Source organism: Zhouia amylolytica AD3, assembly GCF_000511935.2.
Taxonomy (GTDB): Bacteria; Bacteroidota; Bacteroidia; order Flavobacteriales; family Flavobacteriaceae; genus Zhouia; species Zhouia amylolytica.
This window is the reverse complement of record NZ_AYXY01000013.1, coordinates 81,369-105,522: the sequence shown is the minus strand read 5'-3', so window position 1 is coordinate 105,522 and position 24,154 is coordinate 81,369. Positions and strand designations below refer to the sequence as shown.

At 36.5% G+C, this 24,154-nt stretch carries 24 protein-coding genes and 1 tRNA gene; 16 read left to right on the top strand and 9 right to left on the bottom strand.

Annotated features, from left to right (window positions below; translation table 11 throughout):
* Positions 1-31: 31 nt before the first annotated feature.
* The 3 genes from murA to P278_RS04025 all read right to left on the bottom strand — a co-directional run bounded on the left by murA (position 32) and on the right by P278_RS04025 (position 2,415).
* A complete protein-coding gene (gene murA / locus P278_RS04035; RefSeq protein ID WP_038262735.1) occupies positions 32-1,342 on the bottom strand; it encodes a UDP-N-acetylglucosamine 1-carboxyvinyltransferase in 1,311 nt (436 codons plus the stop codon).
* A gap of 20 nt (positions 1,343-1,362) precedes the next feature.
* Positions 1,363-2,004 (bottom strand): DUF4290 domain-containing protein, encoded by a 642-nt coding sequence (locus tag P278_RS04030; protein ID WP_038262732.1) that lies wholly within the window; start codon positions 2,002-2,004, stop codon positions 1,363-1,365.
* A gap of 120 nt (positions 2,005-2,124) precedes the next feature.
* Positions 2,125-2,415 (bottom strand): DUF493 family protein, encoded by a 291-nt coding sequence (locus P278_RS04025; RefSeq protein WP_038262730.1) that lies wholly within the window; start codon positions 2,413-2,415, stop codon positions 2,125-2,127.
* Positions 2,416-2,519: 104 nt separating this feature from the next.
* Here P278_RS04025 and P278_RS04020 point away from each other — a divergent pair, with 104 nt between their 5' ends.
* From P278_RS04020 to P278_RS04000, 5 genes are all read left to right on the top strand, one after another.
* Positions 2,520-3,053: an AAA family ATPase gene (locus tag P278_RS04020; RefSeq protein ID WP_038262728.1), complete on the top strand. Its 534-nt coding sequence runs from the start codon at positions 2,520-2,522 to the stop codon at positions 3,051-3,053.
* A 93-nt stretch (positions 3,054-3,146) separates the two neighbouring features.
* Positions 3,147-5,048, top strand: coding sequence for a RecQ family ATP-dependent DNA helicase (locus P278_RS04015; RefSeq protein ID WP_038262725.1), 1,902 nt, complete (start codon positions 3,147-3,149; stop codon positions 5,046-5,048).
* Between the two features lie 27 nt (positions 5,049-5,075).
* Entirely contained in the window at positions 5,076-6,026 is a 951-nt protein-coding gene (gene fmt, locus P278_RS04010) for a methionyl-tRNA formyltransferase (protein ID WP_038262723.1), read from the top strand.
* A gap of 191 nt (positions 6,027-6,217) precedes the next feature.
* Positions 6,218-6,490, top strand: a complete 273-nt coding sequence (locus P278_RS04005) for an HU family DNA-binding protein (protein ID WP_038262720.1) — start codon at positions 6,218-6,220, stop codon at positions 6,488-6,490.
* Positions 6,491-6,620: 130 nt separating this feature from the next.
* On the top strand, positions 6,621-7,181 hold the full coding sequence (locus tag P278_RS04000) for a YqgE/AlgH family protein (RefSeq protein ID WP_038262717.1): 561 nt from the start codon (positions 6,621-6,623) through the stop codon (positions 7,179-7,181).
* On the opposite strand, the gene P278_RS03995 is transcribed toward P278_RS04000, so the two are convergent.
* Positions 7,178-8,023: an aminotransferase class IV gene (locus P278_RS03995; RefSeq protein ID WP_038262716.1), complete on the bottom strand. Its 846-nt coding sequence runs from the start codon at positions 8,021-8,023 to the stop codon at positions 7,178-7,180. The two genes, P278_RS04000 and P278_RS03995, sit on opposite strands and share 4 nt — an antisense overlap.
* Before the next feature lie 60 nt (positions 8,024-8,083).
* Entirely contained in the window at positions 8,084-8,467 is a 384-nt protein-coding gene (locus P278_RS03990; protein ID WP_038262713.1) for an START-like domain-containing protein, read from the bottom strand.
* Between the two features lie 172 nt (positions 8,468-8,639).
* Between P278_RS03990 and P278_RS03985 the strand changes: the two genes are divergently transcribed.
* A tRNA-Met gene (locus P278_RS03985) sits at positions 8,640-8,713 on the top strand.
* Positions 8,714-9,666: 953 nt separating this feature from the next.
* Here the strand turns inward: P278_RS03985 and P278_RS03980 are convergent.
* A complete protein-coding gene (locus P278_RS03980; RefSeq protein WP_038262710.1) occupies positions 9,667-10,620 on the bottom strand; it encodes a phosphoribosylaminoimidazolesuccinocarboxamide synthase in 954 nt (317 codons plus the stop codon).
* 82 nt (positions 10,621-10,702) lie between these two features.
* Positions 10,703-11,662, bottom strand: a complete 960-nt coding sequence (locus P278_RS03975; RefSeq protein WP_038262707.1) for a PhoH family protein — start codon at positions 11,660-11,662, stop codon at positions 10,703-10,705.
* Positions 11,663-11,857: 195 nt separating this feature from the next.
* On the opposite strand from P278_RS03975, the gene P278_RS03970 reads away from it, so the two are divergent.
* From P278_RS03970 to dnaN, 5 genes are all read left to right on the top strand, one after another.
* Positions 11,858-12,694, top strand: coding sequence for an SAM hydrolase/SAM-dependent halogenase family protein (locus P278_RS03970; protein ID WP_038262704.1), 837 nt, complete (start codon positions 11,858-11,860; stop codon positions 12,692-12,694).
* A gap of 14 nt (positions 12,695-12,708) precedes the next feature.
* Entirely contained in the window at positions 12,709-13,005 is a 297-nt protein-coding gene (locus tag P278_RS03965) for a putative quinol monooxygenase (protein ID WP_038262701.1), read from the top strand.
* Between the two features lies 1 nt (position 13,006).
* Complete coding sequence (gene gldF, locus P278_RS03960; protein ID WP_038262698.1) at positions 13,007-13,726, top strand: gliding motility-associated ABC transporter permease subunit GldF; 720 nt, start codon at positions 13,007-13,009, stop codon at positions 13,724-13,726.
* A gap of 8 nt (positions 13,727-13,734) precedes the next feature.
* Entirely contained in the window at positions 13,735-15,408 is a 1,674-nt protein-coding gene (gldG, locus tag P278_RS03955) for a gliding motility-associated ABC transporter substrate-binding protein GldG (RefSeq protein WP_038262695.1), read from the top strand.
* Positions 15,409-15,530: 122 nt separating this feature from the next.
* The gene (dnaN, locus tag P278_RS03950) at positions 15,531-16,649 is read left to right on the top strand and encodes a DNA polymerase III subunit beta (protein WP_038262692.1); all 1,119 of its coding nucleotides are present in this window, start codon (positions 15,531-15,533) and stop codon (positions 16,647-16,649) included.
* 188 nt (positions 16,650-16,837) lie between these two features.
* Here the strand turns inward: dnaN and P278_RS03945 are convergent, their stop codons facing one another.
* Positions 16,838-17,173: a DUF4870 domain-containing protein gene (locus P278_RS03945; RefSeq protein ID WP_038262689.1), complete on the bottom strand. Its 336-nt coding sequence runs from the start codon at positions 17,171-17,173 to the stop codon at positions 16,838-16,840.
* Positions 17,174-17,300: 127 nt separating this feature from the next.
* Between P278_RS03945 and mnmE the strand changes: the two genes are divergently transcribed.
* Positions 17,301-18,698 carry a tRNA uridine-5-carboxymethylaminomethyl(34) synthesis GTPase MnmE gene (gene mnmE / locus P278_RS03940; RefSeq protein WP_038262686.1) on the top strand — a complete coding sequence of 466 codons (1,398 nt, stop codon included), beginning with the start codon at positions 17,301-17,303 and terminating at the stop codon, positions 18,696-18,698.
* Positions 18,699-18,805: 107 nt separating this feature from the next.
* On the opposite strand, the gene P278_RS03935 is transcribed toward mnmE, so the two are convergent.
* Positions 18,806-19,885, bottom strand: a complete 1,080-nt coding sequence (locus tag P278_RS03935; protein ID WP_038262682.1) for a metallophosphoesterase — start codon at positions 19,883-19,885, stop codon at positions 18,806-18,808.
* 326 nt (positions 19,886-20,211) lie between these two features.
* Here P278_RS03935 and P278_RS03930 point away from each other — a divergent pair, with 326 nt between their 5' ends.
* Genes P278_RS03930 through P278_RS03915 form a run of 4 tightly spaced genes read left to right on the top strand, consistent with a single transcriptional unit; the run spans position 20,212 to position 24,143 of the window.
* On the top strand, positions 20,212-20,871 hold the full coding sequence (locus tag P278_RS03930) for a TetR family transcriptional regulator C-terminal domain-containing protein (RefSeq protein WP_316930400.1): 660 nt from the start codon (positions 20,212-20,214) through the stop codon (positions 20,869-20,871).
* Complete coding sequence (locus P278_RS03925) at positions 20,868-22,190, top strand: ABC1 kinase family protein (RefSeq protein WP_038262678.1); 1,323 nt, start codon at positions 20,868-20,870, stop codon at positions 22,188-22,190. The genes P278_RS03930 and P278_RS03925 overlap by 4 nt, the downstream gene beginning before the upstream one ends.
* A complete protein-coding gene (locus P278_RS03920) occupies positions 22,180-22,794 on the top strand; it encodes a flavin reductase family protein (protein WP_038262673.1) in 615 nt (204 codons plus the stop codon). The genes P278_RS03925 and P278_RS03920 overlap by 11 nt, the downstream gene beginning before the upstream one ends.
* A 59-nt stretch (positions 22,795-22,853) precedes the next feature.
* The gene (locus tag P278_RS03915) at positions 22,854-24,143 is read left to right on the top strand and encodes a DASH family cryptochrome (RefSeq protein ID WP_038262670.1); all 1,290 of its coding nucleotides are present in this window, start codon (positions 22,854-22,856) and stop codon (positions 24,141-24,143) included.
* Positions 24,144-24,154: the final 11 nt, after the last annotated feature.

Below are 24,154 nucleotides of genomic sequence, written 5' to 3'. Positions count from 1 at the left end.
AATTTGAAATCATCAGGCCTTAAAGTTTTTATTAATCTACTCTTAATATCTTAGCTCCAATCGCTCGTAGACGATCATCGATATATTCATAACCACGATCGATCTGTTCTATATTATGGATGGTTGAAGTTCCTTTAGCAGAAAGCGCTGCTATTAATAAGGAAATTCCAGCCCTAATATCAGGAGATGTCATTGTCGTTGCTTTCAATTGAGATTTAAAGTCATGACCAATTACTGTTGCTCTGTGCGGGTCGCATAATATAATTTTTGCTCCCATATCGATTAATTTATCGACAAAGAATAAACGGCTTTCAAACATTTTCTGATGAATCAATACCTCTCCCCTTGCCTGGGTAGCGATTGTAAGTACTATACTCAACAAATCGGGTGTAAATCCAGGCCACGGGGCATCTGCTATGGTTAAAATTGAACCATCGATATAATTTTGGATTTCATATCCATTTTCATGTTCTGGAATAAAAATATCATCACCTTTTTTCTCAACTGTAATACCGAGTTTAGCAAATACGCCAGGAATAACTCCTAAACTATCCCAATTTACATTCTTAATAGTGATCTCACTTTTGGTCATTGCCGCCAATCCGATCCAACTACCAATCTCAATCATATCCGGTAACATAGTATGATCGGTACCTCCCAAACTATCAACTCCTTCAATGGTTAATAGATTTGAGGCAATACCAGATATTTTCGCTCCCATGCGATTGAGCATTTTGCAAAGTTGTTGCAAATATGGTTCACAAGCAGCGTTATAGATGGTAGTGGTCCCTTTGGCCAATACAGCTGCCATTACGATATTTGCAGTACCGGTTACCGAGGCTTCGTCTAGCAACATATCAGTTCCTGATAAGGTCTCAGCTTCTACACCATAAAAATACTCTTCCCGGTTATATCTAAAATTAGCTCCAAGTTTGATAAAACCCTGAAAGTGGGTATCCAGGCGTCTTCTTCCTATCTTATCTCCACCTGGCTTAGGTATATACCCCTTACCGAAACGAGCCAATAAAGGTCCGACAATCATAATAGATCCTCGCAATCCTCTTCCGTCTTTTTTAAATTGCTCAGACTCCAGATATTCAAGATTAATATCATCAGCCTGGAAGGAATATGAGCCCTTTCCCAGTTTTTGAATTTTAACCCCTAAATTCTCAAGTAAATCGATTAATTTATTTACATCAACTATATTGGGTATGTTGTGAATCGTAACTCGTTCTGGCGTTAGTAATACGGCACATAAGATTTGTAAGGCTTCATTTTTGGCACCTTGAGGAGTTATTTCCCCTTTTAACTGATGCCCGCCTTCAATTTTAAATGTTCCCATAGAAAGTCGGTAAAGATTTTTTAATAACGTTTTTTATTGCGGCCTCCTTTATGATGCTTTTTACCGTTAGATCGGTGCTGTTTGTTAGGTTTGGAACGGATAAGATTTGAGCTGTCTGAAAGATCCTCATCCCATTTGGCCAAGTTAATCTTCCCTCCACTCAACTCATATAAATGTTCAAAGATTACATCATCTTCAACGGTGTCCTTATTCCAGTTTAAGAAACATTTCTTCATATGGTTTGCAATAGTATACTTCAAGGCCTGCTTTAACTCGCCTTCTTCCCAACCGTTACAAACATCAATCATACGTTTTATATTGTTCCCGTAAAACCTGTATTTAGGATGGTTTTGAGGGTATTCCAGCCCTTCCGGACGCTCTGCCAGCATCTCCTTGGTAGGTATTGGAAAAGGTGAATCGACATCTAATTTGAAGTCTGACATGATGAAAAGCTGATCCCATAGCTTATGCTGAAAGTCGGCCACATCTCTTAAATGAGGGTTTAGGTTCCCCATAACTCCAATAATAGCCTTGGCTACTTTATTCCTCTCTTCCTTATCTTCGATAGAAATGGCGAAATCCACCAGTTTCTGAATATGACGTCCGTACTCTGGAATAATTAACCTTGGTCGTTCACTATTATATTCTAAATTTTCAATCAAAACTATTGTTGGTTTTTAATGCATTAAATGTAATGAAGTTACGCAGTATTTCACTTGCAGGAAAGCATCATACGTTGCACTGCAAAATACTAATTTTTATACAATCAACAAATCAATTTATTAAAGAGAGATAATTCCTTCTACTTTTTCCGCTTCCTGATATTTTTCAATTACAGCTTCAGGGGATTCCATTTTTAAAGAAATTGAAATACTAGTATAAGTTCCTTTGGTAGATTTTTTAGTATTTATTACCGCTCCCATATTATCAAACATAGTTTCTACTTCCTTGATTTTATCTTCATCAGTAGGCACTATGAACTTATATAAATACAGGGACGGCCATTTAGTAGTCTCTTCTAAACGACTTTTTAATTTATCGTAAAAAGCTTTTCGATTCTCTTGATTTTCCATTACGCTTAACTAATCGATATTATTTCTTGCAAAGATAGTCTTTAGAATTCAATTTTTAGGTTATCCTCAGATTTCACTATTTTTGAGCCCTGAATAAATGAAACGTGAGTCATAAAAAAATTGTCATTACCGGAGGACCTGGAACAGGCAAAACATCTGTGGTAGATATCTTGAAAGATCGAGGTTATATTTGCTTACCTGAAATATCCAGACAGGTTACGATAGAGGCACAAAAACAAGGAATCGATCAACTTTTTCTAAAGGACCCCCTTCTATTTAGTAAAAAGCTGCTTGAAGGGAGGATATCGCAATTTAATCAAGCTACTAATCATCCTGAAAACCGAGTTTTTTTAGATAGAGGTATTCCCGATGTGGTTGCCTATTTGGATTATGCCAATCAGGACTACCCTGCTTACTTCTCCGAAGCATGTGCTGAACACTGCTATGACCAGGTGTTTCTATTACCTCCTTGGGAAGAGATTTACATTTCTGACAATGAACGTTATGAAAACTTTGAACAGGCCATACTAATTCATGATTACCTGGAAGCTGCGTATAAAAAATTTGGCTATCAACTTTTAGAAGTGCCAACGGGCACCGTTACAGCAAGGGCTGATTTTATTGAGAAATTTATTTAAGCTCTGGAAATTATTACATTAAATTTCGCTGAAAAATATGGGAGGCTTGCCCCCTAATTAGTAACTTTCTCTCATAAACAACAACTTGTATTAATGCTAGACCCTTTAACGGTTTTAAAACAATACTGGGGCTTTGATTCATTCAGAGCCGCACAGGAACAGGTCATCAAAAACCTTTTAGATAAACACGACACGCTTGCCCTATTGCCTACAGGTGGTGGAAAGTCTGTTTGTTTTCAGGTTCCTGCTTTAGTGCAGGAAGGGATTTGCATTGTAGTATCTCCTTTGGTCGCCTTGATACAAGATCAGGTCAATCAATTAAAAAACAAAAACATAAAAGCCATCGGCTTAACCGGTGGATTATCATATAAGGAGGTTGATGCTCTACTGGATAATTGCATCTATGGCAATTACAAATTTCTTTATCTCTCGCCTGAACGTTTACAGCAGGAGTTAGTTCAGGAACGTATAAGACAAATGCCTGTGAATCTTATCGCAATTGATGAGGCTCATTGTATATCAGAATGGGGACATGATTTCAGACCTGCATATAGAAACTGTGTGTGGCTTCGAGAAACGTTCCCTCATATTCCAATCGCCGCTTTAACTGCATCGGCTACCGCAGAGGTACAAGAAGATATTGTCCAAAACCTGAACCTGAGAGCGGTTCAAAGAGTAAAGAGTTCTTTTTCTCGTCAGAACATTGCTTATATGGTTTTTGAGGAAGAAGATAAAAGACATAAACTCAGCCTTATCCTTAAGAAGAACAAAGGATCGTCAATTGTATATGTAACCAGTAGAAAAGCAACTATCAATTTTGCTGATTTTTTAAACAATCAAGGTATCAAAGCTACTTTTTATCATGGTGGTATTTCTTCGGACGAAAAACAAAACAAACTAAAGTTATGGCTCGACAATCAAATTCAGGTAATGGTAGCCACCAATGCTTTTGGCATGGGGATAGATAAACCGGATGTCCGTACAGTAATTCACTTAAACCTGCCTGACAGCATTGAAAATTATTATCAGGAATCCGGGCGAGCAGGAAGGGATGGCAAGAAATCATTTGCAGTAATTCTAAAAAATAAGGCTGACGAACTTCAGGCTGAAGAGCAATTCGTTAAAGTATTTCCGGACAGCAATTTTTTAAAGCTATTATATAAGAAACTGAATAATTATTTTCAAATCGGTTACGGGGAAGACAGAGAGGAAAGTTTCGCATTTAATTTTAATGAGTTTTGTCATATCTATCAATTGAATGGTTTATTGACCTATAACGGCCTAAAAACGCTCGACAGACAATCTATTATCAACTTCACAGAATCGTACAGGAATAAAGTTATTTTACAGTTCGAGGTAAGCTCTAACAGGTTATTTTCATATTTAGATAAGTATCCTAAAATTGAAACTATTGTTCAGGCCATTTTAAGAACATATGGAGGAATTTTTGATCTGCCAACAAAAATCAACACAATTCTCATTGCTCAAAAAACAGCTTCTTCTGAAGCAGATGTGATGCAAGTATTACAGCAGTTACATAAAGATGAAATTATCAACCTTGAAGCTAAAAATACTGATGCTGAAATAACCTTCTTAGTTCCCCGTGAAGACGACCGGGTCATTAATGTCATTGCCAAGGATATTAAAAGTCAGAACAAGTTAAAAGCAACGAAACTAAAAGCTGTATTTGATTATTGTAACACTAGTGATCAATGTAAAAGTATTCAGTTACTAACTTATTTTGGAGAAACTAATTTACAACCTTGTGGTATATGTTCCTATTGCATTACCAAAAAACACAAGAGAGCCTCGAATGAAGTTTTGGATATTGTGGCAGAACAAATCATTAAATTACTAAAAGAAAAGCCGTTATCCTCCAGAGCTATTAATAGCCAATTAACCTTTCGGGAAGAATATATCCTTAGTGCCATACAGATACTTTTAGAAGATGAAAAAATAATTGTAAACGAAAGGAATGAATATCAGTTCAAATAAATAATTTTGAACCAGAAACTATTTAAAATGGAAAGAGATTTAAAAATCGTTTTTATGGGGACTCCCGATTTTGCGGTAGAAACCCTGAAAACTTTAGTAGAAAATAATTATAATATCGTTGGGGTAATTACGGCCCCTGACAAGCCTGCTGGAAGGGGAAGAAAGTTACATCAATCTGCGGTTAAAGAGTATGCCGTTGAGCAGGGTCTTCACGTAATGCAACCAACAAACCTGAAGAGCGAAGAATTTCTGAACGAGTTAAGGTCTCTAGAGGCCAATTTACAAGTGGTGGTAGCTTTTAGAATGTTACCAAAAGCTGTTTGGCAAATGCCAGTTTACGGTACTTTCAACTTACATGCTTCTTTATTACCTCAATACCGGGGGGCGGCCCCAATTAACTGGGCTATTATAAATGGTGAAACTAAAACCGGGGTGACCACCTTTTTTATAGATGAGAAGATAGATACAGGTGCCATGATTTTTCAGGAAGAGGTATCCATTGGTTCTGAGGAAACTGCAGGTATGCTTCATGATAAACTTATGTTTACAGGTGCACAATTGGTTTTAAAAACCGTTAACTGTATTAAAGAAGACAAAATATCCACCAGGATCCAAAATGAAGATGAGCCTTTGAAGGTGGCTTATAAAATTCATAAAGAGACCTGTAAAATAGACTGGGAAGCTTCTATTGACTCCATATATAATCTTATCAGAGGCTTAAGTCCATATCCGGCTGCATGGACAACGCTTTACAATGGTGAAGAAGAAGTATTCATTAAAATTTATAATGCTACTAAAGAAATCATAGATCACGAAGATAAAACAGGAACGCTATCTCTTACAAAGAATAGTATTAAAGTTGCAGTCCGTAATGGATATATTATTTTAAATGAGGTTCAACTACCCGGGAAACGGAAAATGAATGTGAGAGATGTTTTAAATGGTTATGAAATAAAAAGCGATGCTTACGTTCGCTAAAGCCTTATACAGTGCGAGATAAGCAAAATTTGTCGAAAAAAGCTTACTTTATTAACAATAGAGCCGAAGTTATTAACAAAATACCCGATTTCCCTTGATATTACTTGCATGATTGCATAATCCGTATAAATTTGTATAGGCTAATTAAAATTAATGTTTAACCAACAAGTAAGTTTTAAATTCGTTGAATTATGAACAAAACAGAATTAATCGATGCTATGGCAGCTGATGCCGGTATCACGAAAGCAGCAGCTAAAAAAGCATTAGAATCATTTTTAGGTAATGTAGAAGGTACTTTAAAAAAAGGAGGTAGAGTTTCATTAGTAGGCTTTGGTTCTTGGTCAGTATCTAAAAGATCAGCAAGAGAAGGTAGAAATCCACAAACTGGTAAAACAATCAAGATTGCTGCTAAAAATGTAGTTAAGTTTAAAGCTGGTGCAGATTTATCTAGCGCTGTAAACTAACGAACATCAGAATACAGAACATTTGAAGCGCCATTTCGGCGCTTTTTTTTGTGTTTTGAATTATTTTTCATTCCCAAATTTTGATACTTGGCTATTTTTTAATTAAATTTAAGAGTAAATAAACTAGCCAATGGTAGCCTTAAAGCCAAAAAAAGGACATTTACTCATCGCCGAGCCATCTATAATTGGAGACGCTTCTTTCAATCGATCTGTGGTGCTTTTGGCTGAACATAATGAAGAAGGTTCTATTGGTTTTATCCTAAACAAACCCCTCGAGTTCAGGTTAAATGAACTGATTCCCGATATTAAGAAAAATTTCATGGTATACAACGGAGGTCCTGTCGAACAGGATAACCTATATTTTATACACAAGGTACCGGATTTAATTCCGGGAAGTGTAGAAATATCCAGTGGAATCTATTGGGGTGGAGACTTTGAAAAGATCATTGATCTTATCAATGATGGTCGTATTAAAGAATCTGAAATACGTTTTTTCCTTGGATATTCAGGCTGGGCAATCTTTCAATTAGAAAAAGAACTTACCGGTAATTCCTGGATTGTTACAGAAAACAAATACAAAAGTAATGTCATCAATAAATCGGCCAGTTATTTCTGGAAAGAAAAAATGGTTGAACTTGGCGGGGATTATCTTATATGGTCAAATGCTCCTGAGAATCCAAACTTGAATTAGGAAAGTCTCACCTTCACATTTAACTTCCCTATTATATTCTTAGCTACATTAATTTCAAACTGCTTCTTACGGTATTTTGTAATCGGTCTGATACCTGTAATTACGTTCGTAATGAATAGCTCATCGGCTTTTTGAAGTTCGAATGGTGAAATGGATTCTTCTTTTAGTTCGCACTCCTCCACCGACTCCAAGACATTCATAAGCTGTTTTCTCATTATTCCGTTCAAGCATCCATCAGTTATCGGAGGGGTTTTTATCACATTCCCCTTTACTAAGAAAACATTTCCATTTAATGCCTCTACCACGTTCTTGTTATTATTAACCAGCAAGCAATTATCATATTCATTTTCACTGGCATAAATACTTCCCACAACATTAATAATTCTATTGTTACTTTTCAGAGTTGATAATAAGCCAGGTTCTACATAATAATCTTTGAACAACTCTACTTCGTAAGGCGACTCATCAATCACATAAAATGGGTTTTCAATTTCGACTGCCTCAATAACATAACTTACATCATTGTTCTCCGGAAGGTAATATCCGGCAGCATCTCTGAAGACATTCAATCGCACTCTTGCCGTCGTACTCTCCAGTTGATTTGTTTTAATCAAACTGATAATTTCCTTTTCAAGGAATTCTAAAGTAAATTCCATCGGAATATCCATTCTCAAAATACGCATTGAGGACATGAGTCTAAAGTAGTGATCTTCCCAAAAAAGGATTTTAGCATTTACTACTTTTAAAGTTTCGAATAAACCATCACCATAGCGTAACCCCCTATTGTTATGGTTTAAAAATTTACTCTCGTTTGCTAATATATCTCCGTTAAAATTAATCATAAAAAAATGCCTTGAATGAATCAAGGCACAAATATAGTTTATAGTTTATGAATCTTTAAATTAAACTGAACCGATTACATGTTTCAAATCTGAAATCTGGTTTTCCCATAACATTTTAGCTTCATCCACTTCATCTTCCTCAGTAAAGTCCGTCACAATTAGTGAGACATCTTTGGTTATTTCGTCAACTACTATTTTCATCTCAAAATAACTATCATCTTCATTCTGCAACCACTGAAACTTAACCAACACTCCATTCTTCTTTTTCAAGAGCTTAGCCTGCTCTTCAGAGCCATCCCAAATAAAGGTAAACATCTCTCCTCTGGAGTTAACATTATCAGCAAACCATTCAGACAAACCTGAAGGTGTAGAAATATATTGATACAGTAATTGCGGTGACGAGTGTATGGGGAATTCAAGTTCGTATTTTACTTTATCTTGCATGAATTATTACATTTAAATTTAAAAAGACAATATACTTATTTCTTTGAAATGGCAATACTTTTTCCGAAAAAATATTTTTTTTCAATTTTTGATTTGTGGTAGTAAAATTAGTTTCTATATTTGCACCCGCTAAGCACAAAAAAGTCTATCAGACTTTGCTTGGCAAGGATCAGGCGAGGTAGCTCAGTTGGTTAGAGCGTCGGATTCATAACCCGGAGGCCACGGGTTCAAATCCCGTCCTCGCTACGTAAATACTTATTATAAAGCCGGAACAATTTGTTCTGGCTTTTTTTGTATTAAATCATTTAGACTTTCGCTTTTTCATTGATCAAATATTTCGGTAAACCAGACGATCATAACAAGAGGATTTTACGTTAACATACCTGAAAGGGATCATACCTAATAGTTGTTTTTACACAAAAATTGTGATTGATTATTGAAAGAATAAGGGATTAAGCATAGCATCCAGAGATTCCGCAACAAGTGCGGAATGACAGGTGGGAGTGAAAAGTAGATTCTGCAATGAATGCGGAATGACATTGGGTGCGGCTTGACATTGGTACAAAATGGTCCGGCTTCAGTTACTATATTAATGGACTCTTTAACAGGAACGGAATGACAAGTACCATATATGCTAAATCATTTTTCTTCCAAATACGAAAAAGTGTTCCCTGATCGGTTTGGGGCGAAACCAGATTGAAGCAGGTAGTTAATACTTCGGGTAATATCAGGCTTAAGCAGTCTATAAATCCTATACTATTATTTATTGTACAAAGATCTTAATCTATTTTTCAATCCAGACACAACTTTTGAGATTGATCTATTTTATTGCATCTCACCTACCCTAAAATTGTTTTTACAGGAAACCTTAGCACATACTAACAAGCTCTAATTACAAACAGTTATATCCATAACCAAAGTTTTTAAGCCCTACATCTCTTTTCATTACTCAAGCGCTACTTTAACCATACCTTATCTATGCTTTAACCATACCTTATCTATGCCTTTGCACCGGGCCTAGAGCATCTTAACCATATAATGGGGTTGCTTAAAACACCAATAAACCTAATTAAAAAATCCGGACACAACTTTAGGGGTTCTTCAATTCAGATCACCTAAGCTTTACCCGGTCTCTGGGCATAAAAAAAAGGCCGTTTTTTAAAAAACGGCCTTTTCGGTATGATCACAAGATTGAAATATTATCTGGACGCTAAAAAGTCTTTCACATTCTTCGTTATGCGCTCTTCTATATCAGATACATCAGCCTTCGCAAAATCTTCGCCCATTATATTTTCATATAGTTCGATATATCGCTCAGATACTGTTTGTACATAGGCATCGCTCATTTCAGGCACTTGCTGTCCCTCTTTACCCTGAAAGCCATTTTCTATAAGCCATTGTCTTACAAACTCCTTAGAGAGCTGTTTTTGAGGCTCATTTTTGTCCTGGCGCTCCTGATAACCGTCTGCATAAAAATACCTGGAAGAATCCGGGGTATGAATTTCATCGATTAAAACGATTTTACCATCCTTGGTTTTACCAAATTCGTATTTGGTATCAACCAAAATCAGTCCTCGCTCAGCAGCTATCTCTGTGCCTCTTTGAAACAACTCACGCGTATATTTTTCGAGGATTTCGTAATCTTCTTTAGCCACAATTCCTTTGCTCAAAATTTCTTCACGAGAGATATCTTCATCATGCTCTCCCTGTTCAGCTTTTGTTGCAGGGGTGATTATAGGCTGAGGAAACTTATCATTTTCTTTCATCCCTTCCGGCATTGCCACCCCGCATAAGGTTCTTTTTCCTGCTTTGTATTCACGGGCAGCATGTCCTGACAGGTATCCACGGATTACCATTTCTACCTTGAAAGGTTCACATAAATGACCTACAGCTACATTAGGATCTGGTGTTGCCACCAACCAATTCGGAACAATATCCTGGGTTTGCTCCATAAATTTTGTAGCTATTTGATTCAAGATCTGACCTTTATAAGGAATTCCTTTTGGCATCACTACATCGAAGGCAGAGATTCGGTCGGTAGCTATCATGACTAACAGATTGTCATTGATGTTGTACACTTCTCTTACCTTTCCTCGATATACACTTTTTTGGCCAGGGAATTGAAAATTAGTTTTTGTAATTGTATTATTCATTAAAGTTGTGTTGAATTTTGATTGCAAAGATACAAGGGATTTACGAAAAACAATCTACCAAATCGCGCTTTATATCTCTTATTTAAAATTCATTATCGTGTTCAATTTTTTTATAGGCTTCAATAATATTTTTCACCAATCGGTGACGAATAACATCCTTATCATCGAGGTATATTACCCCTATACCTTTCACATTTCCCAACACTAATAACGCTTCTTTCAGTCCTGAAATAACTCTTCTGGGAAGATCTATTTGTCCAGGATCGCCGGTTATCATAAACTTGGCATTTTTACCCATTCTGGTAAGAAACATTTTCATTTGCGAGTGGGAAGTATTCTGCGCTTCATCTAAGATCACAAAAGCATTATCGAGGGTTCGTCCTCTCATAAAAGCTAAAGGAGCTATTTGAATGATCCCTTTTTCGATATAGTTTTCTAATTTTTCAGCTGGAATCATATCGCGTAAGGCATCATACAGCGGCTGCATATAGGGATCTAATTTTTCCTTTAGATCACCAGGCAAAAAACCTAAATTCTCTCCGGCCTCTACGGCAGGTCTTGTCAATATAATTCGTCTTACCTGTTTTTCTTTCAAGGCTTTAACAGCTAACGCTACTCCGGTATATGTCTTCCCGGTACCCGCCGGACCTATGGCAAAAACCATATCGTTTTTACTCATAAGATCCACCAACTTTTTTTGATTTGGAGTTCTGGCTCGTATTAATTTCCCACCTACGCCATGAACCAACACCTTGCCTTCGCTCTCTGCCTCTTCCACACCATTTAAATCTGTACTGGATAAAATACGTTCAATGGTATCTTCATCGAGCTTGTTATATTTACCGAAATGCGTGACCAGCATATCCATTCGTTTATCAAACTCTTCCAGCATTTCTTCATCACCATAGGTTATGATTTTATTTCCTCTGGCAACGATCTTGAGTTTTGGAAAATATTTCTTTAGAAGTTCAATGTTGGCATTTTGTGTTCCAAAAAAGCCTTTTGGGCTTATCTCTGTTAATTCGATTATAAGTTCGTTCAAAAGCTACTGAATTGTGGTTAATAATTGGTTTATCAATTTTAAGGTAAAAAAGTGAATCATCAAATATGGGTAATGAGTTTCTTTTTTAGTAGGTTTGTGGTTCAGATATTATCGTATTAGATAAATGTACAAATCAATATGATATGTTTGGGTTTCTAAGCTTTTTAAATTTAACAAAATATCAACAGTTATTCAATGCCCATTATTACTTTAACAACCGATTTTGGTGAGAAGGATCACTTTGTTGGAGCGATTAAGGGAGCTATTTATAGCGAATCTGAAGATTTAAAAATTGTTGACATCACCCATCACATCAATCCATTTAATATCCAGGAAGCGGCCTATGTACTTCAAAATGCGTATAAAAGCTTTCCGAAAGGCAGCATCCATATTATAGGGGTTGATGCTGAACTAAACCCGGAGAACAAACATATTGCGGTGAAGCTTAACGAACATTATTTTATTGGTGCTGACAACGGAATCATAACACTTTTGTCTTCGGAATTTAATCCTGAAAAGATTGTAGAGATCAATATCCATGATCGTGTTGAGAGTGTTTTTCCGGTACTTGATGTATTTGTTAAGGTTGCTGCTCATATAGCCAGGGGAGGTACTTTGGAAGTGATAGGCAAACTAACTACGAGTTTAAAACCTATCAAGCAATTAATGCCGATAGTTAGCGCTGATGAAACCCAGATATCCGGTAATGTTATTTATATAGACAATTACGGTAATATCGTTACCAACATTTCTAAAAAGCTATTTAATTCCATTCGTCAAAACAGAAAGTTCGAACTATCTGCCCGTAATCATAAGTTCAACACTATTTATGACAAGTACAGCGATTTGGTGAATTTTGATCTTGACGATAATAAACGGGATTACGATGGAAAAAAATTAGCTATATTCAACTCCCAAAATAATATAGAAATAGCTATATACCGAAGTAATCTTAATACCGTTGGTGGTGCCTCTTCCCTATTAGGTCTTGACTATCGCGATACCGTGAGTATTAAATTTATTGAAGGTTAGATAACTGAAATTATATGCTGGTAAGAATTGTAAAAATGCACTTTGAAGAAGATAAGATTAATGAATTCTTGTCTTTCTTTGATAAAAACAAAGAACATATACGAAATTTTGAAGGCTGTCGTTTTTTAGAGTTGTACCAAGACCTCGACCAGGCGAATGTTTTCTTTACCTATAGTTATTGGGATCAAGAAAGTGATTTAGAAAATTACCGTAACTCTTCGCTTTTTAAAGGAGTTTGGGCAACCACCAAAAAGTGGTTTAATGCAAAACCAGCAGCGTGGAGTGTTCATAAAATTGTAAGTTTACCATAATATGACAGCTATTTTAAAACGTGAAATAAAAAGTTTTTTTGCCTCACCTATTGCTTATTTGGTTATTGGTGTTTTCTTGTTACTCAATGCACTATTCTTATGGGTTTTTAAAGGTAATTTCAATATTTTCGATAATGGTTTTGCAGACCTGAACAGTTTCTTTCAATTGGCTCCGTGGATCCTTATCTTTCTAATTCCAGCCATTACCATGAAAAGTTTTGCTGATGAAAAGAAATTAGGAACCTTAGAGTTATTGCTAACAAAACCGTTAAGCTCTTTAGAAATTGTTCTGGGTAAATATTTTGCTGCCTTATTACTGGCGGTTATTGCCTTAATTCCAACTATTCTTTACGTAATCACCATATGGCAACTAGGTAATCCAGTTGGGAACCTAGATATGGGTAGTACTCTGGGATCATATTTCGGTCTGCTATTTTTAATGGCCTCATACACGGCTGTGGGCACCTTTGCCTCTACGCTTTCAAGCAATCAAATTGTTGCATTTATTGTAGCGGTTTTTATTTCTTTCTTCCTGTATTACGGTTTTGAAGGAATTTCGAATTTGTTTGGAAGTATTGCTTATTTCATTTCGGGTTTTGGAATGAAAGCCCACTTCGACAGTATATCCAGAGGAGTCATTGATTCGAGAGATATTATATATTTTTTGAGTGTTTGCACACTTTTTATTGTTTTAACCTCGCTAAGAATAACCAATAAATAATGTGAATTTTGAGCTTTTATAAAAAAAATAACAAAACCATTTTTCTAACAGTTATCATTCTTGTAATTGTTCATTTAATTTCGGGTCGCTTTTACAGTAGATTCGATCTCACCCAAGACCATAGATATACTATTTCTGAAGCTTCAAAAAAGATTATAAACACTTTAAATGAACCGGTGATTATAGATATTCTATTAGCCGGTGATCTGCAGCCAGAATTTAAAAAACTACAAACAGAAACAAGGCAACTATTAGAGGAGTTTGCTGCTATTAACCCAAACATAAAGTTTAGTTTTGTCGACCCGTTGGAAGGGGAGTCTAATCAGAACGAAACAATTTCCAATTTACAACAACTGGGTCTTACTCCATTAAATGTAACGGTTAGTGAAGGCAGCAAAGTATCTCAGGAATTCATTTTTCCCTGGGCTGTTGCCAATTTGGGAAACAAATCAGTTAAAGTTTCTTTATTAAAAAGTAAACTGGGGGCTTCCTCAGAAGAGCGGGTTAATAACTCGGTTCAACATTTGGAATATGGTTTTTCAGATGCCTTCAAGAAACTGACCATTCAGGAAAAGAAAAAGATTGCCGTGTTAAAGGGCAATGGAGAGTTAGATGATATTTACCTGGCAGATTTTTTAACTACGTTAAGAGATTATTACAGGATTGCACCAATTACCTTAGATTCTATAGTTGACAGTCCGCAGAAAACATTAAATCAACTCCAGCAGTTTGATCTTACACTTATAGCCAAGCCTACAAAAAAATTCAGTGAAGAAGAGAAGTACGTACTTGATCAATACATGATGCATGGAGGTAAATCTATCTGGCTTATCGATCAAACAGTGGCAGAGTTGGATAGTTTATTCAATGATCAGGGCAAGACTATTGCATTTCCGAGGGATCTTAATTTAAACGACCTGTTTTTCAACTATGGGGTACGTATCAATCCGGTACTGGTCAATGATCTGTATTTTACTCAAATTGTATTAGCTACCGGAGCCGGCAATGATTCACAATACAATCCTTTACCATGGTTTTATTCACCAATGGTTTTCTCTAAAAACAATCATCCCATCAACAATAACATTGAAGCTTTACGTTTCCAGTTTGCCAATAACATAGATACTTTAAAAAGCAGTACGAAGAAAACAATACTCCTGAGCAGTTCTCCACTTTCTAAAACTGACGGCACACCGCGTGAAATTAGTTTAGACATCATTGGAAAACAACCCGATAAAAACACCTATAATGACGGAGACCAGACTTTAGCAGTATTGTTAGAAGGTACATTTAGTTCTGCTTATCAAAATCGTGTAAAGCCTCTTAAAATTACCGATGCGAAAGATCAGAGTACCGATACGAAAATGTTAGTCGTGGCTGATGGGGACCTCATCAAGAACCAGACAAGTAATGGGCGACCTTTAGAACTCGGGTATGATAAATGGACCAATAACTTCTACGGGAACAAAGAATTTCTACTAAATAGCGTTAATTACATGCTGGATGACAGCGGACTTATAAACATTCGATCAAAGAAAGTAGCCTTAGCATTTTTAGACACTGAGAAAGTTGTTGAACAAAAAAAGCTGTGGCAAGTAGTAAACATAGGGGCTCCCATTGTTTTACTCCTACTGTTCGGGTGGATTTTCAACCTGGTAAGGCGTAAAAAATATACCACATAAATGTTAATAAGTTATTTTCGGTAAAAAATACAATTCAAATATATTTGTAATACGAGTGAAGGCTATGCTTATTTACCATTAGCTTGTTCACATTTGTACCAAATGAAGAAAATTGTAAACCGATGAAATTTATAGTATCAAGTTCGTACCTTTTAAAACAATTACAAGTTTTGGGTGGTGTTATTAATAACAGTAACACACTCCCTATTTTAGATAATTTCCTTTTTGAATTAGATCAAAATAAATTGACGGTATCTGCCTCCGATCTGGAAACTACCATGAGTTCCGTTTTAGAAGTTGAATCTGATGCTACAGGAAGTATTGCAGTACCAGCTCGTTTACTTTTAGATACGCTAAAAACTTTTCCTGAGCAACCGCTTACGTTTGTAACGGAAGATAATAATACCATTGAAATTAGTTCTAATCATGGTAAATACGCTTTAGCCTATGCTGATGGAGAAGAGTTTCCGAAGGCTGTTGAGTTAACAGACCCCAGCGCTACTACGATGTTAGGTGATGTGCTTGCAACGGCGATCAGCAAAACCATATTTGCCACTGGTAATGATGACCTAAGACCTGTGATGAGCGGGGTATTTTTTCAGTTTTCTCCTGAAAATATCCGCTTTGTTTCTACCGATGCTCATAAATTGGTAAAATACGAACGATCAGACATCAAAGCTTCTGAGGTAGCTGAATTCATTATGCCTAAAAAGCCGTTGAACCTATTGAAGGGTATCTTAGGAGGCAGTGAAAGTGATGTAAATATTGAATATAACGAAAGTAACGCTAAGTTTACTTTTGATAACTTTGAATTGGTTTGTCGTCTTATCGATGGGAAATACCCTAACTACGAGGCGGTAATTCCTAAAGAAAACCCGAACAAGCTTACTATTGACAGAACGCAGTTCTTAAATTCAGTAAAGCGTGTTTCGATTTTCTCAAATAAAACTACGCACCAAATACGTTTAAAGATAGCCGGAGCTGAATTGAATATTTCTGCAGAAGATATTGACTACAGCAACAAGGCTGAAGAACGTCTAACATGTGACTATCAGGGTGACGATATGCAAATAGGCTTTAACTCTCGTTTCTTGAATGAAATGTTGAACAACCTGGCTTCTGATGAGGTACAGTTGGAAATGAGTTTACCTAACAGAGCTGGAATCTTAACTCCGATTGATGGGCTTGACGAAGGAGAACACATAACAATGTTGGTAATGCCGGTGATGTTGAATAACTAAGAACCTAACCAACCCTTATATATTAATGGCCTGTGGAGCTTTGCTTTACAGGCCATTATTTTATACGGCGATGTCTGAATGTTATCTTATTTCTGGGATCTTGACCTAACAGCTTTTTTGTACGGGCATGTTGTCCTTCGAACAACTCCATATCTGTTACTTTACCAATACCTTATGAATAATGATATTTAAAAAATAGGCAAGCTTAACGGGTAATAAGGTTTTTCTCCATTGGAGGCCTTAATAGCATTAATAATTGGGAAAATAAAAGCCATTATTCCAACCGCTATTAAAACTAAAATTCCAAATCCGAGTAGAAATATAAGAGGTATACTAAGCAATGCATACACCAGAATACTAATCTGGAAGTTAATAATCGATTTCCCGTGTTCGTCCATTTGTTCAATTTTATCACGCTGGGTAAGCCAGAGTACAAGCGGTACTATAAACCCGCCTACCCCGGTCACATAGTCTAAAAGCTGACTTAAATGGGTCAAAACGATTAATTGATTGTCTTTTCTCATGGTTACTGTTTTTTGATTGATTTATCTATAAGACGCATTTTCATACAGATTGTTACAAAAAGTTTGCTGAATGAACATGAATAAGATTGTTTGGTAAATTGTATTTTTGCACAAATTAAGTATAGGTATGCAAGCTCAAGACAACATTATAGCCTTAGCAACTCCCAGTGGTGCTGGTGCGATTGCCGTTATTCGTATTTCGGGTAACGACGCCATCGAATTGGTAGCTCCATTCTTTAGATCCAAAAGAAATAAAGATCTTACCAAACAAAAGTCACACACCTTACACCTGGGACAAATTGCAGAGGATCAGCGTGTGGTCGATGAAGTTCTGGTATCTATCTTTAAGGGACCTCATTCTTACACGGGGGAAAATACCGTTGAAATATCTTGTCATGGTTCGCCTTATATTCAACAGGAGATCATTCAATTATTTTTACGCAATGGTTGTCGTATGGCAGATGCAGGTGAGTTTACCCTAAGAGCATTTTTAAATGGCAAAATGGATTTAAGCCAAGCGGAAGCTGTGGCTGATCTGATTGCATCTGACAATGCTGCTTCGCATCAAATAGCGATGCAACAAATGCGAGGTGGTTTCAGTAACGAAATTCAAAAGTTGCGTGAAGAACTCCTGAACTTCGCTTCTTTAATTGAACTGGAGCTGGATTTTGCTGAAGAGGATGTGGAGTTTGCGGATCGCACACAGTTTAAAGAGCTCGTTGAAAGAATAGAAAATGTTTTAAAACGACTGATCGATAGTTTTGCCGTTGGAAACGTTATTAAAAATGGAATTCCTGTGGCGATCGTAGGAGAACCAAATGTTGGAAAATCTACGCTATTGAATGCTATCTTGAATGAGGAGCGCGCTATTGTTAGTGATATAGCCGGGACCACCCGCGATACGATCGAAGATGAAATTGCCATTGGCGGTGTTGGTTTCCGATTTATCGATACGGCTGGTATCAGGGAAACCAAAGACGTTGTAGAAAGTATTGGTATCAAAAAGACCTTTGAAAAGATCGAACAATCTCAAGTGGTCGTTTATTTGTTTGACAGTGCTGCCCTGTTTAACGATAAGGTAGATCTAAAACAGGTTCAGGTAGAAATCGAGAAGATCAAAAATAAGTTTCCTCAAAAGCCATTGGTGATTATTGCTAATAAGGTCGACCTATTGTCTAAAGAACAGGTTTCCACTTTAACTACCGAAATTGAGAATATTCACCTTTTATCTGCTAAAACAGGACAAGGGGTTGAAGAACTTACTAATAAACTCCTGGAATTTGTTAATACCGGCGCTTTACGTAATAACGAAACGATTGTTACCAATACGCGTCATTACGATGCGCTGTTAAAATCGTTAGAGGAAATTGAAAAAGTGAAGTTTGGCTTACAGGATGAATTATCGGGAGATTTACTCGCTATTGATATCCGTCAGGCCTTGTACCATTTAGGGGAAATCACAGGTCAGATCTCATCGGACGATCTACTGGGCAATATCTTTGCTAATTTTTGTATCGGGAAGTAAACTCCACAAACTCCTGTTTAATAAAACTATAAGACAAATAAAGCGGAAAATCCTTCCTGGAAATCCCGCTTTTTAATTGTTTATCAGCCCCTTAAACAAGAGCCTGCTTAATCTAGTTGAATGGTGAAATTATTGAAACTGTCTTTACTATAAGAAAGGTGTTGGGTACTGGGTGAGAGGGCAAAATGGGGTGAAAATGTACGCATTATTACCGTTTTCCCATCGGGTAAGAATTCCATGATCCGTAACCATCCGTCTCCTCCGTTACCATGCCATCCACCTCCCATGGCTTGAGCATTAAACGTTATTTGGTTCACTTTTTTCCCGGCGGCATTCTTATCTTCTCTATAGGCAGTATGTGCCTTAAAATTATCAGCTGCTCCAATATGTCCGGAAAATACCATTTGTACATTCGTGGATGGAGCTATCAATTTATCCCAAATAGCTTTTCCATAATTTCCGTTCTCTATGGGGTAATTTTCTTTTTCAATATGCTGGTTTTCCGCATTTAAATACGAATGGGTCAGCACCACTACGGTATGCTGCTGAAAACGATCTTGAGCCAGCACCTCTTTAGCCCATTCCAAGGTTGTATCACGTGGAGCAAATTCCAGATTTACAAACAAAAATTTACGGTCATGTGGAGAAACAAACTCGTATGCGGCATTCTCTATAGAAGGCATTTCGTCTGCATTTTTACCTACTGCTCTTAAGGCTCTGGCATTCATCAAATTTCTATGCGCCGGAAAATATTTAATATAATTGGTCTTCCTGTTTTCTACATTCTTATAACCAAAATCGTGATTACCTGCAGCCAGAATATATGGAACCTCACCATCTAAGGTTTCAAAGGCATGGGAAATAGCCCTCCATTGGTCTCTACTGGGAAGGTTCCCATTTTTATCATCGGGTACCAATAGTTCATTTTGCTCTACGAGGTCGCCCGTGCACAAAACCATCTTAATATTTAAATCATCTATATTTTCACTGATCCAGCCGGTCATGGTTTCCAAAATCCCATGATTTCTTTCAAACTTCACATAGCTCTGGGTATCAGGGAGTAAAATAATGGACCAGGAGTCGGGATCTGATAATTTTGGTGATGTAAATGATTCTTGACCAAAAGAGACTTGAAAAACAAATAGTCCAGCCAAAAGTAGGTTGGAAACGTTACGGAACAATTTCATTCTTTATTTTAATTAGGTAAGATTAATAATAGTATTTAAATATACATTTTTTTGATTGTTTACCAGTGCCATTCATTAAAATACAACGTAAAAATAACCTTCGTTATCGCCACATTTTACACACTCAATTAACTGATATTCAAATAACATTCTTGAGTGGTATTACCCGCTAGTTTAAACATCATGTTTTTCATAAAAAAGCAGTTTAGGTAATTTATAACGATACAGAAGTGGTTGAACATTCTATTCATCTCTCAATGTATTTTGTTTAATTTTATCATAAATAAGTTAAACAAAATAAATTAATTTCTTATCTTTGAATGGCTATGAAGAAATCAGATAAAATAACCCGAGACAAAATCATTTCCTTGTATATGGATTATGTGTTAATTCATAATACAAATCCGTCTTCCGTATACCATTTTGCCTCTAAGAATGGATTTGAGGAGGCAACGTTCTATGCTTATTTTGCTTCTTTTGAAGCTTTAGAGCAAGATTTATTTAAGAACTTTTTTGATCACACCTATACTGTACTCCAAAAAAGTGATGAGTATCAGGAGTTTGATTCACGTAACAAGCTTCTGAGTTTTTATTTTACTTTTTTTGAAATATTGACGGCGAATCGAAGTTATGTCGTCTATGCCTTAAAATCGGATAAACACCGATTGAAGAGTCTTAAGAAACTATCTCAACTGAAGATTGCTTTTTTAGAGTTTATCGAACATCTGGATCTTGAGGTAAAGCCTATGAAACAAAAGGCAATTAATGATTTTCAAAAGAAAACATTAAAAGAAACTGCGTGGATTCAATTGTTACTGACACTAGAATTTTGGTTAAAAGACACCTCCGTCTCCTTTGAAAAAACAGATGTTTTTATTGAAAAGTCAGTTAATACCAGTATGAATTTACTAGACGCTCAAACCCTTAATAGTTTAATGGATTTGGGTCAATTTCTATTTAAAGAAAGAACGACGATATTCTCATGAAAACTATAGATAAAATTCCCACCGGAAAAATACAGCGGGCCTCTAAACTTTTTAAAACCGGGGCCAAAGTAGGAACCAATTATTTAAAATACTATGGTTCTAAACTGATCAATGATGAAGTTTCTGCAAAGGAACGTTTAAACCAGGATAACGCAGAAGACATATACAACAGTCTGAAAGAGCTTAAAGGAAGTGCCTTAAAGGTTGCTCAAATGTTAAGCATGGAAAAAAGCATTTTACCCAGAGCTTATGTGGAAAAATTTTCTCTTGCTCAATTTTCGGTTCCTCCCCTTTCTCCTCCTTTAGTAATTAAGACGTTTAAGAAATACTTCGGGGAATCTCCGGGCGAATTATTCGACAGTTTTAATCCAGTTTCTATTAATGCCGCAAGTATTGGGCAGGTACATCTTGCTGAAAAAGACGGTAAAAAGTTAGCGGTTAAAATTCAGTATCCCGGTGTAGCCGAAAGTATTTCGTCTGATCTTGCCCTGGTGAAACCTGTGGCGATTAAAATGTTTAATCTAAAAGGAAAAGACTCTGATAAATACTTCAGGGAAGTAGAACAAAAGTTATTGGAGGAAACTGATTATATTCTGGAAATTGAACAGAGTATTGCGGTAGCTGAAGGTTGTAATCATATAGACAACCTTAATTTCCCTAACTATTACCAATCGCTATCTTCTGATCGCATCATTACTATGGACTATATGGATGGTGAACACATTTCTGAATTCGTAGCCAATAATCCCTCAAATGAAGCTTCAAATAAGGTTGGACAGGCTTTATGGGATTTTTATATGTATCAGATGCATGTCTTAAAAAAAGTCCATGCCGATCCACATCCAGGGAACTTTTTAGTATCTGATGACCACGAACTACTGGTGCTTGACTTTGGCTGTATGAAGACGATTCCTGACGAATTCTATTATCCGTATTTTGAATTAGCAAAAAAAGAGAATATTGATAACGCATCGCTATTTAGAGAAAAATTATTTGAATTGGAGATCCTCAGACCTGATGATTCTGATGAGGAGATTGCTTTTTTTTCAGCCTTGTTTCACGAGATGTTAAGCTTGTTTACTCAACCTTTCCATGTTCCTTATTTTGATTTCTCGAATCCGGACTTTTTTAATGCTATTGCTGCATTGAGTGACAAGTACAGTAAAAATACAGAACTGAAAAAGTTTAACGGAAACAGAGGTTCTAAACATTTTATCTACATCAATCGAACATTTTTCGGACTCTATAATCTCATGTTTGATCTGAAAGCGAACCAAATCGATATTAATCATTTTAAAAAATACGTGGATGCAGTTTAAGGATACTGATATAGCCAAGTTAGATCACTTATATAAGATTAATTTAATTAATAGCTGCTCAGGGTATAAGTCCGCTAATCTAATAGGTACGAAAAACACCTCTGAAATAAGTAATGTTGCTGTATTCAGTTCCATTACTCATTATGGATCTGCACCTCCATTACTCGGTTTTGTCTTGCGACCGACTACGGTTCCGAGAAATACGTATGCGAACATCAAAGAAACGGGTTCTTATACCATCAATCATATTCACGAAGGGATTTTAGAGCAAGCCCATCATACCTCTGCCAAATATCCAAATACCACTTCCGAATTTGAGATGACTACATTGGAGGAAGAATATAAGGCCGGTTGTTTTGCTCCTTTTGTGAGAGGATGCCCGGTACAAATGGAAATGCAGTTTGTTGAGGCGCATCATATTAAGGCCAATGACACCCTTCTAGTGTTAGGTAAGATCAAGAACTTATTCGTTGATGACGAACTATTATCTCCGGATGGTTTCATCGATCTTTCAAAGGGTCATATTGCGGCTATTAATGGTTTAGATGGCTATACAGTACCTAAGGTACATCTTCGTCAGTCATATCAGCGTCCAAATATATAAGGTTCGCCACTGATGACCCTTCTTGATATAGCAGAAGACAAATACTAAAATTGAATAAGATGAATACGAAAGGAAATGCATTAGTTTGGTTTACCAATAATCTACGTGTAGGTGATAATAATGCACTTTTTGAAGCTTGTTCAAACCATAAGAAGGTAGTTGGACTCTACTGCTTTGATCCCAAACACTTTATCACTACACGATTCGGTTTTAAGAAAACCGGTAAATATCGGGCTCAATTTTTGATTGAAACTGTTTACGACCTATACGAGCAACTTGAAGCTCTTAATATTCCATTGATCATTCGCTACGAGCATCCAGAAAATTGCATTCCTGAGCTATGTTCTGAACATGCTGTTTCTGCTATTTATAAACTTCATGAATGGATGTTCGAGGAGACTCAAACAGAGCAAGCAGTAATAGATCGTTTAGATTCTTCTATTGAAATCATTAAAAGTTCAGATCAATTCTTATATCATCCAGATGATATTCCCGTGGCATTAACTGACATTCCAGAAGTATTTACGGACTTTAGAAAATACATCGAAAAGGACGTGATGGTTCGTCCGATTGCCTTACCAAAGAGAATGCCTGTTGGAAACAATTTTAAAGTAGCGCGCCCTACTATAACACCAGATACTCTTGGGCTACCGGACTTTATCCCTCATCCAAATAGTGCTTTTCCTTTCAAAGGGGGAGAAAACGCTGCGCTAGACAGGTTGCACTATTATATATTCAAGTCTGAAAAACTGAAATCTTATAAAACCACCCGTAATGGGTTAATCGGTATTGATTATAGTACTAAATTTTCTCCTTGGCTCGCTAACGGTAGTTTATCTCCCAGAACTCTTTATCATCGCATTAAGTTATTTGAAAAACACGTTGTCAAAAATCAATCTACATACTGGTTAATTTTCGAACTTTTGTGGAGAGATTATTTTAAATACATCAGTCTGAAACACGGAAATAAAATTTTCCACGGCAATGGTATTTCGGCCTCCAACAAACAATGGGATATTGATTCTAATCTTGTTAAGGCCTGGATTGATGGAGCGACCTCCTCAGATTTTGTCAATGCCAATATGAAAGAATTAAAACAAACTGGCTGGATGAGTAATCGTGGACGACAAAATGTTGCTTCTTATTTTAGTAAAGAATTGAATCTCGATTGGCGTATTGGTGCAGCTTATTTTGAAAGTCTTTTAATTGATTATGATGTGCATAGTAACTATGGTAACTGGCTTTATACAGCCGGGATAGGAAATGACCCGAGAAATCGAAAGTTCAATGTAGACCTTCAAGCCAATCGGTATGACCCATCAGGTACCTATCGAAAGTTATGGCTATAACTAAGCATCTC

Coding starts and splice junctions, on each gene's coding strand:
- P278_RS03915 (WP_038262670.1), top strand. CDS start 22,854: ATGAATACGAAAGGAAATGCATTAGTTTGGTTTACCAATAATCTACGT.
- P278_RS03965 (WP_038262701.1), top strand. CDS start 12,709: ATGCTGGTAAGAATTGTAAAAATGCACTTTGAAGAAGATAAGATTAAT.
- P278_RS04025 (WP_038262730.1), bottom strand. CDS start 2,415: ATGGAAAATCAAGAGAATCGAAAAGCTTTTTACGATAAATTAAAAAGT.
- gldF (WP_038262698.1), top strand. CDS start 13,007: ATGACAGCTATTTTAAAACGTGAAATAAAAAGTTTTTTTGCCTCACCT.
- murA (WP_038262735.1), bottom strand. CDS start 1,342: ATGGGAACATTTAAAATTGAAGGCGGGCATCAGTTAAAAGGGGAAATA.
- dnaN (WP_038262692.1), top strand. CDS start 15,531: ATGAAATTTATAGTATCAAGTTCGTACCTTTTAAAACAATTACAAGTT.
- P278_RS03980 (WP_038262710.1), bottom strand. CDS start 10,620: ATGAATAATACAATTACAAAAACTAATTTTCAATTCCCTGGCCAAAAA.
- P278_RS03925 (WP_038262678.1), top strand. CDS start 20,868: ATGAAAACTATAGATAAAATTCCCACCGGAAAAATACAGCGGGCCTCT.
- fmt (WP_038262723.1), top strand. CDS start 5,076: ATGGAAAGAGATTTAAAAATCGTTTTTATGGGGACTCCCGATTTTGCG.
- P278_RS04005 (WP_038262720.1), top strand. CDS start 6,218: ATGAACAAAACAGAATTAATCGATGCTATGGCAGCTGATGCCGGTATC.
- P278_RS03935 (WP_038262682.1), bottom strand. CDS start 19,885: ATGAAATTGTTCCGTAACGTTTCCAACCTACTTTTGGCTGGACTATTT.
- P278_RS03930 (WP_316930400.1), top strand. CDS start 20,212: ATGAAGAAATCAGATAAAATAACCCGAGACAAAATCATTTCCTTGTAT.
- P278_RS04015 (WP_038262725.1), top strand. CDS start 3,147: ATGCTAGACCCTTTAACGGTTTTAAAACAATACTGGGGCTTTGATTCA.
- P278_RS04000 (WP_038262717.1), top strand. CDS start 6,621: ATGGTAGCCTTAAAGCCAAAAAAAGGACATTTACTCATCGCCGAGCCA.
- mnmE (WP_038262686.1), top strand. CDS start 17,301: ATGCAAGCTCAAGACAACATTATAGCCTTAGCAACTCCCAGTGGTGCT.
- P278_RS03990 (WP_038262713.1), bottom strand. CDS start 8,467: ATGCAAGATAAAGTAAAATACGAACTTGAATTCCCCATACACTCGTCA.
- P278_RS03945 (WP_038262689.1), bottom strand. CDS start 17,173: ATGAGAAAAGACAATCAATTAATCGTTTTGACCCATTTAAGTCAGCTT.
- P278_RS03920 (WP_038262673.1), top strand. CDS start 22,180: ATGCAGTTTAAGGATACTGATATAGCCAAGTTAGATCACTTATATAAG.
- P278_RS03970 (WP_038262704.1), top strand. CDS start 11,858: ATGCCCATTATTACTTTAACAACCGATTTTGGTGAGAAGGATCACTTT.
- P278_RS03995 (WP_038262716.1), bottom strand. CDS start 8,023: ATGATTAATTTTAACGGAGATATATTAGCAAACGAGAGTAAATTTTTA.